We start from the raw sequence: 12994 nt of genomic DNA, 5'->3' as shown, positions 1-12994 counted from the left end.
TCGGCGCCGTAACCGCCCTGCTAGGGTGCGACGCGTGACCGGACTGCGACGGATCGGCCCCGACGAGTTCACGCTCCGGCTGGACGCGGTCCTCGACGTCTACACCAGGGCGATGAACCCACCGGCCGACCAGCTCTCGGGGCGCAGGGCGATCATGCGCAACCATGCCGCCCACCCCGCCTTCACCTGCCTGTTCGCCGAGGACGAGACCGGTACCCCGGTGGGTGTGGCGTACGGCTTCCACGGGGTCCCGGGCCAGTGGTGGCACGACGTGGTGCGCCGTGCCCTCGTCGAGCGGCACGGCGAGGACCATGCCGGGCACTGGCTGGGGGACGCGCTGGAGCTCGCCGAGATCCACGTCCACCCCGACCACCAGGGCAAGGGCATCGGGCGGGCGCTGGTGGTCGGCATGTGCGCGGGCCGCCTGGAGCGCACCGCCGTGCTCTCCACCCGGGACGGGGGGCCCACGGCCGCCCTGCACCTGTACCGGAGCGTCGGTTTCGTGGACCTGCTCACCCGGTTCGTCTTCCCGGGCGGGCACGAGCGGTACGCGATCCTCGGCGCGGCCCTCCCGCTGGACGGCTGACCCCGGGGGTCGAAGCACCCCTCGGCCCGGAGTCCTCGGCGCGGCCCTCCCGCTGGGTGACTGACCCCGGATCGAAACATCCCCTCGGCCAGGAGTCCTCATCGGGCCGGGGCACTCCGCACCGGCCCGCGGCCCCTACCGGCACGGAGCGCCGCCGGCCCGAGGCACCGCACCGGTCCCCCGGTCCGAGGCGCCGCGCGGGAGCACGCGGGCCACCGGGGACGGACCTTCGAAAAGGACCGCCCAAAAGGACTGCCCAAAGGACCGCCGGCCGCTCCGGAGCGCGACCGGCCACCCGGCCCGGAGGATCCGTGACCGCGGGCTCAGACCTTCGCGGGGACGGCCTGCGAGGTGTGGTCGAGGGCCTGGAAGACCTCGCGGGTCGCGCTGGAGCGGTTGAAGGTGATGAAGTGGATGCCGGGCGCACCCTCGTCGAGCAGGGTCTGGCAGAGCTCGGCGGCGTGCTCGATGCCCAGGGCGCGCACGGCGGCCGGGTCGTGGGCGACGGCCGCGAACCGCTCGGCCACCTCGGGCGGGAACGGCGCCCCGGAGAGCTGCTCGGACCTGGCGATGGTGCTGATCTGCGTGACGGGCATGATGCCGGGGATGATCGGCGTGTCGCAGCCGGTCGCCGCCACCCGGTCGCGCAGCCGCAGGTAGTCCTCCGCGCGGAAGAACATCTGCGTGATCGCGTAGTCGGCCCCCGCCCGGCACTTGCGGACGAAGTACTCGGTGTCGGTCTCGATCGACGCCGACCGGGGGTGCTTGTACGGGAAGGCGGCCACGCCGACGCAGAAGTCACCCGACTGGCGGATGAGGCGGACCAGCTCCTCGGCGTACAGGACGCCCTCGGGGTGGCGCACCCACTCGCCCGTGACGTCGCCGGGCGGGTCGCCGCGGACGGCGAGGATGTTGCGCACCCCCGCGCCGGCGAACCGGCCGATCAGGTGACGAAGCTCACGGATGGAGTGGTTGACCGCGGTGAAGTGGGCGACCGGGGTGAGCGTGGTCTCGTGTGCGATCCGCTCGACGATGTCGACGGTGCGGTCGCGGGTGCTGCCGCCGGCGCCGTAGGTGACGGAGACGAAGGTGGGGTGCAGCGCCTCCAGCTCACGGACGGCGCGCCAGAGCTGGCGCTCCCCCTCGTCCGTCTTCGGAGGGGAGAACTCGAAGGAGAACGAGCGGGCACCGGAGGCGAGGAGCTCGCGGACGGTGGCGGCGCGATCGGGAAGAACGGAAGGGCGACCCAGAGCCATGGGGCAAGGATACGTGCCCGGCCCGCGGTACGCCCGGTCGGATGATCGACTCGGCACTTGAGAAGATGATGGGAAACAGCCGTATTTCTAGATCGAAATACCCCCCTGGGCGGTTAATCTCGTTATTTGAGCTTCTCCTGCGATCCGAGCCGGGGGATTTCGACCGCCCCAGATCAGGTCCTCACCGGACCCGGTTGCAGATGTCCTGAGGTGTCATGCCATACCGCGCTTCCACAGGTGTCCCGACTCTCCGCCGTCCCGATGGGGGAAATCGTGGCGATCATGCGTACGGTGGTCGGAGTGTCACCGTCGCCGGGCAGATCGTCACGGCGCCCGGCACCGCACCACGCCTTCCCCCCGGAGCCGTAGCCAAGGGTCTCCACACTGGAGGTATTCGATGACCACGTCCGTGGCCGCGCTGGACACGATCCGCTCCGAAGTGGATCGTGCTCTCCGGTGGTTCGTGGATCGGCAGCGCCCTCAGGTCGGCGCTCCGGAGCTGGTCCCCCTGATCTCCGCGGCCGAGGACTTCCTGGCCGGTGGCAAGCGGCTGCGGCCCGCCTTCTGCTACTGGGGCTGGCGCGGCGCGGGCGGGGGCGACGACCCGGCGGTCTTCACCGCCGCCGCCTCGCTGGAGCTGCTGCAGGCCAGTGCCCTCGTGCACGACGACGTGATGGACGCCAGCGACCGGCGGCGGGGCATGCCCTCGGCGCACCGCAGGTTCGAGACGCTGCACCGCGAGGCGGGCTGGCACGGCTCGGCGGAGCAGTTCGGCGAGGGCGCGGCCATCCTGCTGGGCAACCTGCTGCTCATCTGGTCCGGTGAGATGTGGCGGAACAGCGGCCTGCCGGCCGCCTCGCTGGCGGCGGCCCAGCAGGTCCACGACGACATGCGCACCGAGCTGATGTGCGGCCAGTACTTCGACCTGCTGGAGCAGGCGCACGGCGAGGGCACCTTCGACAGCGCGCTGCGGGTCGCCCTGTTCAAGAGCGGGAAGTACTCCGTGGAGCAGCCGCTCCGGCTCGGCCTGGTGCTGGCGGCGCAGGGCAGGCAGCCGTGGATAGACCGGCTCTGCGAGGAGTACGGGCGGTCGGTGGGCATCGCCTTCCAGCTGCGCGACGACATCCTCGGCGTCTTCGGCGACCCTGACGAGACCGGCAAACCGGCGGGCGACGATCTCCGTGAGGGCAAGCGGACGATGCTGGTGGCCCGTACGCTCGCCGCCGCCTCCGAGGCGCAGGCCCGTGTGGTACGTGCCAACCTGGGCGCCCCGGACCTGGACGCGGACGGGGTGGACCTGCTCCGCGAGATCATCGAGGAGACCGGCGCCCTGGTGGCGTGCGAGGACCTGATCAAGGGCTACCTGGAGAACGCGCTCGGCTCGCTGGAGGGCACCCCGATCCGCCCGGAGGCCCGTACGGCCCTGGCCGACCTGGCGGTGGCCGCCACCGCCAGGCGCACCTGAGCGACCACCGGCCCCGGATCCGGCCGGGTCCCGTCCGTGGCCCGTCGGCGACACCGCCTCCGGGACGCTCGGGCCGGGACGGCCGGGGACCGTTCAGGCGTGGGCGGTCAGCCTCCGCCTGAACTCCGCGGCCGCCGCCTTGGGGTCGTCGGCCTCGGTGATCGCGCGGACGACCACGACGCGGCGCACACCGTAGGACATGACCTCGTCCAGGTTGCCCAGGTCGATGCCGCCGATGCCGAACCAGGGCCGGTCGGCCCCCAGGGCCGCGGCACGGGTGAGCAGGCCGGGGCCCGGGGCGTGCCTGCCGGGCTTGGTGGGCGTCGGCCAGATCGGGCCGCAGCAGAAGTAGTCGACGCCGGGCTCGACGGCCGCGGCGGCGGCCTCCTCGGGGGCGTGAGTGGAACGCCCGATGAGGATGTCGTCGCCGAGCAGCTCGCGGGCCACCGGCACCGGCAGGTCACCCTGGCCGAGGTGGAGCACGTCGGGGCGGCACGCGTAGGCGATGTCGGCCCTGTCGTTCACGGCCAGGAGCGTCCCGTGCCGGTCGCAGGCCTCGCGGAAGACGGCCAGGAGGTCGAGCTCCTCGCGCGCCTCCAGGCCCTTCTCGCGCAGCTGCACGATGTCGACCCCGCCCGCGAGGGCGGCGTCGAGGAAGTCCGCGAGGTCCCCCCGGTCACGCCGCCCGTCGGTGCACAGGTACAGCCGGGCGTCAGAAACCGAGCGCTTGGGCACGTCTCTTCACTTCGGTGTGCCGGCCCGCGACGATCGCGTCGACCGGCGACCCCGGCAGGGTGTCGTCGGGCGTGAAGAGCCAGCGGAGCGATTCGACGTCGTCGTACCCGGCGTCGAGGAGCACGGTGAGGGTGCCCGAGAGGCCCTTGACGACCTCCGTGCCGGCGAGGAAGGCGGCCGGGACCTGCGGCTCGCCGCCTCCCCTGCGCACCCCGATGAGCTTGCGGTCCTTGAGAAGTTGCTTGGCACGACCGGCGCTCAGGTTGAGCCTTCTGGCGACCTCGGTCAGGGTGAGCCACTCGCCCACCAGCTGGTCGGTCTCCCGGTCGATCTGCGCAACAGAAAGCGTCACGAATCCACCACTACCACATCGAGCCCTTCGCCAAACACCCCGCGGCGAGGTTACGCCGCCGTACAGTCGCGCAACGCTATCGCAGGGTCGGCCAGGCGCTCGACGTCCAGGCGCTGCCCGCCCTCGATGAGGCGGCGCCCCTGGACGAGGTCGCGGGGGCGGTTCACCGCCAGGACCGCGACGAGCCGGTCCCCGGCGTCCACCCAGCACGTTCCCCACCGGGGTTTTCCCTGGGCGGAGGGGTCGCCGCGCCGGATCGGCCGGGCCCCGTCGTGGTGCCCGGCGTACTGGACCATGTGGCCGAACTGCTCGGACCAGAAGTAGGGCACCGGGTCGTAGACGGCGGCGTCCCCGACCAGCGTGGCCGCGGCCACGTCCGGGGCGCCCAGGGCGGTGTCCCAGTGCTCGACGCGCAGCCTCAGGCCGTAGCGGCGCGACCACCAGGCCGCGCAGTCGCCCACGGCGACCACACCGGGCAGCGAGGTGTTCAGGTGCTCGTCGGTGACCACGCCGTCGTCGAGCCTGATGCCGGAACCGGCCAGCCACTCGACGGCCGGCCGTACGCCCACGCCGGTGACCACGACGTCGGCCTCGATCGCCGAGCCGTCGGCCAGGGTGAGGCCGCCGTGGTCGACCGAGGCGACCATGGTGCCCAGGCGGAGATCCACGCCCGCCTCGGCGTACCAGGGGACGGTGTGCGCGCCGATCTCGCCGAGCGCGGCGGCCAGCGGGGTGGCGGCGGCCTCGACCACGGTCACCGCGCAGCCGGCCCGGCGGGCGGCGGTGGCCACCTCGGCCCCGATCCAGCCCGCGCCGACCACGGCGACCCGCCTGCCCGGTCCCAGCAGCGAGCGCAGGCCCAGCGCGTCGTCGATGGTGCGCAGCACGTGCTGGGGGCCGTCGCCGCGCAGTCGGATCGGGCGGGCCCCGGTCGCCACGACCAGGCCGTCGTAGTCCAGCTCACCCTCGGTGGTCTCGACCACCCCGGGGTGCAGCCCCTTGGCGGCCACGCCCGCGCGGAAGTCGACCTCCAGCGCGTCGAGGTCGGAGTCGACCACCGTGGAGTCGGTCCCGCCGAGCAGCACCGCCTTGGACAGGGGTGGCCGGTCGTAGGGCCGGTGCCGCTCCTCCCCGATCATCGTGATCCTGCCGCCGAACCCTCGGGCCCGTAACGCCTCGACGCTGCGTACACCGGCCAGGCCGGCACCAACCACCACGACATGATTCACACTTCCTGACCATAAGCGTCAGCACCGCCCTCCTACCAACGGTCGTTGGTAACGAAAGCGGGATTTACCTCACATCTGACGCGCTAAGGATGTTGCCGCAACCCTTAGGGTGGGAGAGAAGACGCGCGGGAGCCCGGAACGCACCGGGCTGAGAGGAGGGCAGCGGGGCGAGGCAGGGCCTTCGTGAGCCACGTGACGTGCGAGGAGGTACCGCTCCGGCGGTACGGCCGGGCACTTCCGGGGCGGGAGGGACCCACCGGCGACCGCGAGCGGGCCCTCGACCGCCAGGAACCTGATCCGGGTCATGCCGGCGAAGGGAGCGGAGCACGTATGCCCGACCTTTTCGACCTCGTCGTCGTCGGCGGCGGCGTCATCGGCCTGTCGGTGGCCTGGCGGGCCACCGGCCGGGGGCTGAGGGTGGCCGTGGTCGACCCCGCGCCCGCAGCCTCGCACGCGGCCGCCTCGCACGCGGCCGCGGGCATGCTGGCACCGGTCAGCGAGGTCACCTACACCGAGGAGCCGCTGCTCCGGCTGGGCACGGCCTCCCTGGAGCGCTGGCCGGCCTTCGCCGCCGAACTGTCCCGGGCGAGCGGGCACGACCTCGACTACCGCACCGACGGCACCCTCGACGTGGCCTTCGGGGCCGACGACCTGGCCGCGCTGGACGACCTCGCCGCCTTCACGGCCGCGCTGGGGCTGCCGGCCGAACGGCTCACCGGACGCGAGTGCCGCCGCCTGGAACCCATGCTGGCCCCCTCCGTCCGCGGTGGCCTGCTGGCCGGCGGGGACGCCTGGGTGGACCCCAGAAGGGTCACCGCGGCACTCCTGGCGGCCCTGGGACGGACGGGCGCCACCCTGGTGCCCGGCCGGGTGACCGGGCTGCTCACGGCCTCGGGCGCGGCGTGCGGCGTACGGCTGGAGAGCGGCGGGCACCTGGACGCGGGCCGGGTGGTCCTGGCCGCCGGCGCCTGGTCGGGCTCCCTGGAGGGGGTGCCGCCCGAGGCGCTGCCCCCGGTGCGGCCGGTCAAGGGCCAGATCATGCGGCTGCGCTCCCCCGAACCGGTGCTGAGCCGCTGCGTGCGCGGCGTCGTGCACGGCTCCCACGTCTACCTGGTGCCGCGCGGCGACGGCGAGCTGGTGGTCGGCGCCACCCAGGAGGAGCTGGGCTTCGACACCCGCGTCACCGCCGGAGGGCTCTGGGAGCTGCTGCGCGACGCGCGCGAGCTCGTCCCCGGCGTGACCGAGCTGGAGGTCACCGAGACGATCGCCGGGCTGCGGCCCGGCACCCCGGACAACCTGCCGCTGGTCGGCCCCACGATCGTGCCGGGCCTCGACCTCGCCACCGGCCACCACCGGGGCGGGGTCCTGCTCGCCCCGCTCACCGCCGACCTGTGCGCCGGCGAGGACACCGGGTCCGTACGGCCCGCGGAGCTCGCGGAGCTCGCGGGGCTGTGCTCCCCGCTCCGCTTCGCGCGGGGTACTCCGGGGCCGTCCCCGCTGAGCGAAAGCGGCCTCGCGGCACGGGAACGCGATTTCACGGAGAACACGACGCGGGAGCATCGATGAACGTGACCATCAACGGCGCCGCCCACGAGCTGCCCGCCGGGGCCACCGTGGAGCAGGCCGTACGGCGGCTGACCGACGCCCCGAGCGGGGTGGCGGTCGCGGTGAACGACGAGGTCGTCCCGCGCGGCGCCTGGGAGTCCACCGCGCTCGGCGAGGCCGACCGCGTCGAGGTGCTGACCGCGGTTCAGGGAGGGTGAACGTGGACGACATGACGGACGACCTGCTCATCGGGGGCGAGAAGTTCTCCTCCCGCCTCATCATGGGCACCGGGGGCGCCCCGTCCCTGGAGATCCTCGACCGGGCGCTCGCCGCCTCGGGGACCGAGCTGACCACGGTCGCGATGCGGCGGCTCGACCCCGCCTCCCGGGGGTCGGTGCTCGACGTGCTGCGCCGGCGCGACATCAAGGTGCTGCCGAACACCGCGGGCTGCTTCACCGCCGGGGAGGCCGTGCTGACCGCCAGGCTGGCCAGGGAGGCGCTGGAGACGGACTGGGTCAAGCTGGAGGTCATCGCCGACGAGCGCACCCTGCTGCCCGACCCCATCGAGACCTTCGACGCGGCCGAGCGGCTGGTCGCCGACGGGTTCACGGTGCTGCCCTACATCGGCGACGACCCGGTGCTGGCCCGCAGGCTGGAGCAGGCGGGCTGCGCCGCGGTGATGCCGCTGGGCGCGCCGATCGGCTCCGGGCTGGGCATCCGCAACCCGCACAACATCGAGCTGATCGTGGAGTTCGCGAACGTGCCGGTGATCCTGGACGCCGGGATCGGCACCGCCAGCGACGCGGCGCTGGCCATGGAGCTGGGCTGCGACGCGGTGCTGCTGGCCACCGCTGTCACCCGGGCGCAGCGGCCGGACCTGATGGCGCGGGCGATGCGCTCGGCCGTGGAGGCGGGCCGGGCCGCGCGCCTGGCCGGACGGATACCCCGGCGTCGCTACGCGGAGGCATCCTCCCCTCTTCATCGCTAGAAAACGACCACGTCTCGGCATCGGTTTGGGATTCGAGGACCCTGTCGGCGCCAAATCGCCCGTAAACTCGGCCTCGTGGACACGACGCTTACGGATCCCCTGGTCGGGAAACTCCTCGACGGTCGATACCGCGTCGAGTCCCGGATCGCCCGGGGGGGTATGGCGACCGTCTATCTGGCCCTGGACATCCGGCTCGACCGTACGGTCGCGGTGAAGGTGATGCACCGATCCCTGGCCGAGGACCCCGCCTTCGTGCGGCGCTTCATCGGCGAGGCCAAGTCGGTGGCGAGCCTGTCGCACCCCAACGTGGTGCACGTCTTCGACCAGGGCACCGACGGCGACAACGTCTACCTCTCCATGGAGTACGTGCCGGGACGGACCCTGCGCGACGTGCTCCGCGCCCGCGGCAGGCTGCCCGCCCGCGAGGCGCTGGAGGTCATGATCCCGGTCCTCGCCGCGCTGGGCGCCGCGCACCAGTCGGGGCTGGTCCACCGGGACGTCAAGCCGGAGAACGTGCTGCTCGCCGACGACGGCAGGGTCAAGGTCGTGGACTTCGGCCTGGCCCGCGCGATCGAGGCGACCAACCAGACGCGCACCGGCGTCATGATCGGCACCATCGGCTACATGTCGCCCGAACAGGTGACCGCAGGCGCGACCGACGCCCGCAGCGACGTCTACGCGGCCGGGATCATGCTGTTCGAGCTGCTGACCGGCCGCCAGCCGTACGAGGGCGAGACGCCGATGTCGGTGGCCTACCGGCATGTTCACGACACCGTGCCGGTGCCCTCCGCGGTGCTGCCCGGCTCTCCCCCGCTGCTCGACAACCTGGTGGCCGCGGCGACGGCCCGCGACCCCGCCAACCGGCCGGCGGACGCGACCGCCCTGCTGGTCGCCGCGGTCGAGGCGCACCGGATGCTGCCCCGCGACAGCGTCCCGCACCCGTCCGTGCCGATCGGCGCGCCGCACGCCCACGCCTCCGCGGCGCCCGAGCCGCCCGCCCCGGTCAACCACACGCTGATCCAGCCGCGCACCGACCTGCTCACCGGCCCGGCGGCCGGGACGGGGACGCCCCCGCCCGCGGCTCCCCGGCCGCGCCGTTCGGCGGGCGCCCGCTGGTTCCTCGTCGGGCTGGCCGTGGTCATGGTGATCGCGGTGGGGGTGACCGGCTGGCTGTTCTCGCAGAACACCTCCATCGTCGTCCCCGCCACCCTGGTCGGCAAGAACATCACGGCCGCCACCGACGAGGCCGAGCAGCGGGGCTTCGTCGTCGAACGGGGCAAGCCCGAGCACGACGAGAAGGCCCCCAAGGGCACCGTGCTCCGTACCGACCCGGTGGCGGGCACCGAGCGCGACCCGGGCAGCAGGCTGGTCCTCATCGCCTCGGCCGGGCCCAAGAGGGTCGCGGTACCCAACGTCGTCGGCATGAGCGAGCCGGAGGCCAGGAGCAGGCTCGCCGAGGTCCTGATCACCGTGGACGACGTCAGGAAGCAGGCCAGCGAGACCGTGCCGCGCGGTCAGGTGATGCGGACCGTCCCGGCCGTGGGCAACCTGGTCAAGGAGAACAGCAGGATCGACCTGGTGGTCAGCGCCGGGCTGCTCATGCCGGACGTCAGGGGCATGCCCCGCGACCAGGCCGACGGGGTGCTGCGCGGCGCCGGGTTCACCCCCGAGTTCGTCGAGCAGACCGACAGTGCCCAGCCGTGCACCGTCATCGCCCAGGACCCGCTGCCCAAGGCCGAGATCGACAAGGGCGCCGTGGTCCGGCTGACCCTGTCGCAGTGCAACGGCGAGTGGCAGTGGCCGTGGGAGCGGGATCGTCAGCGGGAGGGCGAGCAGCCCGGCGGCGAGGAGGGCGACAACGTCGTGATCATCCCGAACATCGTGTTCAAGGACTTCAGGGCCGCCCGGGACGAGCTGCGCGCCGCCGGGGTGCGGGTGAAGATGAAGCGCACCCTGGGACGGGGCAGGGTGGTGGCCCAGCTCCCGCCGGGCGGGCAGCCGGTCCCCCCGGGCACCGAGGTCACCATCTGGTACTGACCCGCCGGTGGCGGACCGGCCGCGGACGCGGTCTCGACCGTCGATGCGGCTGCAGGGCGGCTCAGGTGCCTTGAACGCGGCTCAGGTTCGCGGACGCGGTTCTCACGCGGCCTCGGGGTCGCACGCGGTTCAGGATCGCGGCGGCCTCAGGGCCGGTCGGTGGTGAGGAAGCCGTGCAGGCGGACCCTGGCGAGGCCGCCGTCGGGATGGATGTCCACCCTGGCGTACGCGGCCACGGGCGCGTCCGCGATGCGGAAGCGGTGCCGGGTGTCCGGCAGCAGGCGGGTCCTGGGCAGCAGTGGGAACCAGGTCTCGCCGTCCGCGGTGCCGGTGATCTCGGCCTCGGCGGGGGCGTTGAAGACCAGGTTGGCGGTGTCGATCTCGGCGAGCCTGACGACCCCGGGACCGGCCAGGCGGATCATCATCCAGTCGTTGCCGCCGTCGCGACGGCGGGCGGTCTCCCACCCCTCGGCCTGGTGGCGGGCGAGCCCCGGTGAGATCGCGTTGTTCGGCGAGGAGTAGAACTCGTCGGAGCAGGCCGTGACGAGGGCGCCGTTCTCCAGCGCGGCCAGGTCCAGGCCGATCCCGTCGTAGACCGACAGGTCGCACCTGACCTCGCCGTGCACCCGGAGCCGGGCGACGCCCCCGTCGGGCAGGATGCTCAGCCGTACGTGCGTGTACCGGCGCTCGTCGGACACCTCGAAGAAGTGCTCGGCGTCCCCCGTCAGAGGGCTGACGGGCACCACCTCCACCCAGTCGGCGGCCTCCAGCTCGGCGGGCGTCGGGTAGCCCTCGACCTCGGCGGCCTCCACGCGGGCGCGGGGCGGGTAGTTGCCCTTGAACCAGGCGGTGTCGATCACGACGCCGCGGATCACGCCGGGCATGCCGAGCCGCACCAGAGCCCAGTCGTGGCCGGGCTCGCGCCGCCTGCGGGTCTCCCAGCCGTCGTAGACCTGCCCTTTGGCGCCGAACGTGTGCGGCCTGAAGGCGGGACGGCCCGGCCTGATCAGGTTCTCCCGCTCGGCGAAGGACTCGTCGTTGGCCGCGACGACCGAGCCGCCGAGGCTGCGCAGGGCCAGGTCGGGCAGTGCGGTGAACTCGGTCAAGGAACGGGCCTCTCACGTCGGACGGACGGATGATCGGACGGTGCGAACGAGCGGGCGGCGATCGGCGGAGCGACCGGACGGACGGGCCGAGCAGAGCGGACGAAGCCGGTGAAGTCGATGAAGTCGATGAAGTGGGCCGGGTCGGTGAAGTCGGTGAAGTGGGCCGGGTCGGTGAAGTCGGTGAAGCCGATATCGACGGAGTGGATGGAGCCGGTGAAGTGAATGGGGCCGGTGGAGTGGGCGGGGTCGGCGGGCGGGTCGTGGCGGGTCCTCTTCCACCCGGCGGGTCCCTACAACAGGGTCCCCCGGGGTTCCTTCCCCACCTCCCGGCCGCGCAGCCAGGTGGTGCGCACCTCGCCCCTCAGCGTCCTGCCGTGGTAGGGGGTGACCGGGTTGCGGTGGTGCAGCGCGGCGGCGTCCACGGTGTGCACGGCGTCGGCGTCGAAGGCGACCAGGTCGGCGTCACCGCCCACGGCGATGGCCCCCTTGCCGCGCAGCCCGGCCAGCGCGGCCGGGTTCCCGGCCATCCAGCGGACGACGTCGTCCAGGCCGTGCCCGCGCCGCGCCGCCTCGGTCCAGACCGCGGTCAGGCCGACCTGGAGGGAGGAGATCCCACCCCAGGCCGCGGCGAAGTCGGGCACCTTGAGGTCGGGGGTGGACGGCGAGTGGTCGGAGACGACGCAGCCGAGCACGCCGTCGGCGAGACCGCGCCAGAGCTCGTCGCGGTTGGCCGCGGACCGGATCGGCGGGCAGCACTTGAACCGGGTGGCGCCCTCGGGCACCTCCTCGGCCGTCAGCGTGAGGTAGTGCGGGCAGGTCTCGGCACTGAGCCTGACCCCCTCCCGCACGGCCCTGGCCAGCGGTTCCAGGCAGAGCGCGGACGAGACGTGCAGGATGTGCGCGCGCACCCCGGTCTCCCCGGCCAGCTCGGCGACCCGTTCGACGGCCCGGCGCTCGGCCTCCCCCGGCCGCGAGCCGAGGAACTCGGCGTACCCCGGTCCCGACGGGTCGGCGAGCAGCGCGGGATCCTCGGCGTGCACGATCAGCAGCCCGTCGAACGAGGCGATCTCCTCCATGGCGGCCCGCAGCCCAGCGGTGTCCAGCGGCGGGAACTCCTCCACGCCCGACGGGGACAGGAAGCACTTGAAGCCGCGCACGCCCGCCTCGTGCAGTGCCCGCAACTCGCCGATGTTGCCGGGGATCGCCCCGCCCCAGAAGGCGACGTCCACCGCGCACTGCCCGGCCGCGGCCCTCCGCTTGACGGCCAAGGCGTCGGCGTTCACGGTCGGCGGCAGCGAGTTGAGCGGCATGTCCACGATCGTGGTGACCCCGCCCGCGGCGGCGGCCCTGGTGGCCGTGGCGAACCCCTCCCAGTGGGTACGGCCGGGCTCGTTGACGTGCACGTGGGTGTCGACGAGGCCGGGCAGCAGCGCGACGTCGCCGAGGTCGACCCGTTCGGCGACGTCGAGGCCCGCGTAGGGGTCGGCGTCGCGGCCGGTGTCGTGGCCGGTGTCGTGGGGGTGGACCGCGACGATCCTCCCGTCCCGTACGGCGACCGTCGCCGGTCCCTCCCCGGAGGGCAGCACGGCCCGGCGCGACCGGATGACCAGGTCCGGCCGCTGGTCCGCGCCCGCGCTCATCGCGATCCCCCCGTGAGTCCTCGCCGCGCGCGAGCGGTCGACGCCACGGCGGTCA

At 73.4% G+C, this 12994-nt stretch carries 12 protein-coding genes; 6 read left to right on the top strand and 6 right to left on the bottom strand.

What is annotated here, in order from left to right; all coding sequences use genetic code 11:
- Window positions 1-34: 34 nt before the first annotated feature.
- Complete coding sequence (locus tag ABD832_RS18470; protein WP_344896577.1) at window positions 35-586, top strand: GNAT family N-acetyltransferase; 552 nt, start codon at window positions 35-37, stop codon at window positions 584-586.
- 323 nt (window positions 587-909) lie between these two features.
- Here ABD832_RS18470 and metF read toward each other — a convergent pair whose 3' ends face one another.
- Window positions 910-1842: a methylenetetrahydrofolate reductase [NAD(P)H] gene (gene metF, locus ABD832_RS18465; RefSeq protein WP_344896574.1), complete on the bottom strand. Its 933-nt coding sequence runs from the start codon at window positions 1840-1842 to the stop codon at window positions 910-912.
- Window positions 1843-2239: 397 nt separating this feature from the next.
- Here metF and ABD832_RS18460 point away from each other — a divergent pair, with 397 nt between their 5' ends.
- A complete protein-coding gene (locus ABD832_RS18460; protein WP_344896571.1) occupies window positions 2240-3307 on the top strand; it encodes a polyprenyl synthetase family protein in 1068 nt (355 codons plus the stop codon).
- 93 nt (window positions 3308-3400) lie between these two features.
- Here the strand turns inward: ABD832_RS18460 and thiE are convergent, their stop codons facing one another.
- From thiE to ABD832_RS18445, 3 genes are read right to left on the bottom strand one after another with little or no spacing between them, the layout of a single operon-like run.
- Window positions 3401-4042 carry a thiamine phosphate synthase gene (gene thiE, locus ABD832_RS18455; RefSeq protein WP_344896568.1) on the bottom strand — a complete coding sequence of 214 codons (642 nt, stop codon included), beginning with the start codon at window positions 4040-4042 and terminating at the stop codon, window positions 3401-3403.
- The gene (locus ABD832_RS18450; protein WP_344896565.1) at window positions 4020-4394 is read right to left on the bottom strand and encodes an Rv2175c family DNA-binding protein; all 375 of its coding nucleotides are present in this window, start codon (window positions 4392-4394) and stop codon (window positions 4020-4022) included. The genes thiE and ABD832_RS18450 overlap by 23 nt, the downstream gene beginning before the upstream one ends.
- 50 nt (window positions 4395-4444) lie before the next feature.
- The gene (locus ABD832_RS18445; RefSeq protein ID WP_413224522.1) at window positions 4445-5623 is read right to left on the bottom strand and encodes an NAD(P)/FAD-dependent oxidoreductase; all 1179 of its coding nucleotides are present in this window, start codon (window positions 5621-5623) and stop codon (window positions 4445-4447) included.
- Window positions 5624-5953: 330 nt separating this feature from the next.
- Here ABD832_RS18445 and thiO point away from each other — a divergent pair, with 330 nt between their 5' ends.
- The 4 genes from thiO (at window position 5954) to pknB (ending at window position 10193) form a co-directional block, all read left to right on the top strand.
- Window positions 5954-7189 carry a glycine oxidase ThiO gene (gene thiO / locus ABD832_RS18440; protein WP_344896559.1) on the top strand — a complete coding sequence of 412 codons (1236 nt, stop codon included), beginning with the start codon at window positions 5954-5956 and terminating at the stop codon, window positions 7187-7189.
- Window positions 7186-7386, top strand: coding sequence for a sulfur carrier protein ThiS (gene thiS, locus ABD832_RS18435; protein WP_344896556.1), 201 nt, complete (start codon window positions 7186-7188; stop codon window positions 7384-7386). The genes thiO and thiS overlap by 4 nt, the downstream gene beginning before the upstream one ends.
- An 11-nt stretch (window positions 7387-7397) precedes the next feature.
- On the top strand, window positions 7398-8156 hold the full coding sequence (locus ABD832_RS18430) for a thiazole synthase (RefSeq protein ID WP_344896815.1): 759 nt from the start codon (window positions 7398-7400) through the stop codon (window positions 8154-8156).
- Between the two features lie 75 nt (window positions 8157-8231).
- Window positions 8232-10193 carry a Stk1 family PASTA domain-containing Ser/Thr kinase gene (gene pknB / locus ABD832_RS18425; protein ID WP_344896553.1) on the top strand — a complete coding sequence of 654 codons (1962 nt, stop codon included), beginning with the start codon at window positions 8232-8234 and terminating at the stop codon, window positions 10191-10193.
- A 146-nt stretch (window positions 10194-10339) separates the two neighbouring features.
- Here pknB and alc read toward each other — a convergent pair whose 3' ends face one another.
- Both alc and allB read right to left on the bottom strand, forming a co-directional pair.
- Window positions 10340-11299: an allantoicase gene (gene alc / locus ABD832_RS18420; RefSeq protein WP_344896550.1), complete on the bottom strand. Its 960-nt coding sequence runs from the start codon at window positions 11297-11299 to the stop codon at window positions 10340-10342.
- A gap of 290 nt (window positions 11300-11589) precedes the next feature.
- A complete protein-coding gene (gene allB / locus ABD832_RS18415; protein WP_344896547.1) occupies window positions 11590-12939 on the bottom strand; it encodes an allantoinase AllB in 1350 nt (449 codons plus the stop codon).
- Window positions 12940-12994 lie beyond the last annotated feature (55 nt).

It is taken from the genome of Streptosporangium longisporum (genome assembly GCF_039534895.1).
GTDB lineage: Bacteria > Actinomycetota > Actinomycetes > Streptosporangiales > Streptosporangiaceae > Streptosporangium > Streptosporangium longisporum.
The sequence above is the reverse complement of the archived record's forward strand: the minus strand, read 5'-3'. Positions and strand labels throughout refer to the sequence as shown.

Bases quoted from the DNA above. Each gene is read 5' to 3' on its own strand.
- ABD832_RS18460 (WP_344896571.1), top strand. From the start codon at position 2,240: ATGACCACGTCCGTGGCCGCGCTGGACACGATCCGCTCCGAAGTGGAT.
- ABD832_RS18430 (WP_344896815.1), top strand. From the start codon at position 7,398: ATGACGGACGACCTGCTCATCGGGGGCGAGAAGTTCTCCTCCCGCCTC.
- thiO (WP_344896559.1), top strand. From the start codon at position 5,954: ATGCCCGACCTTTTCGACCTCGTCGTCGTCGGCGGCGGCGTCATCGGC.
- allB (WP_344896547.1), bottom strand. From the start codon at position 12,939: ATGAGCGCGGGCGCGGACCAGCGGCCGGACCTGGTCATCCGGTCGCGC.
- thiS (WP_344896556.1), top strand. From the start codon at position 7,186: ATGAACGTGACCATCAACGGCGCCGCCCACGAGCTGCCCGCCGGGGCC.
- metF (WP_344896574.1), bottom strand. From the start codon at position 1,842: ATGGCTCTGGGTCGCCCTTCCGTTCTTCCCGATCGCGCCGCCACCGTC.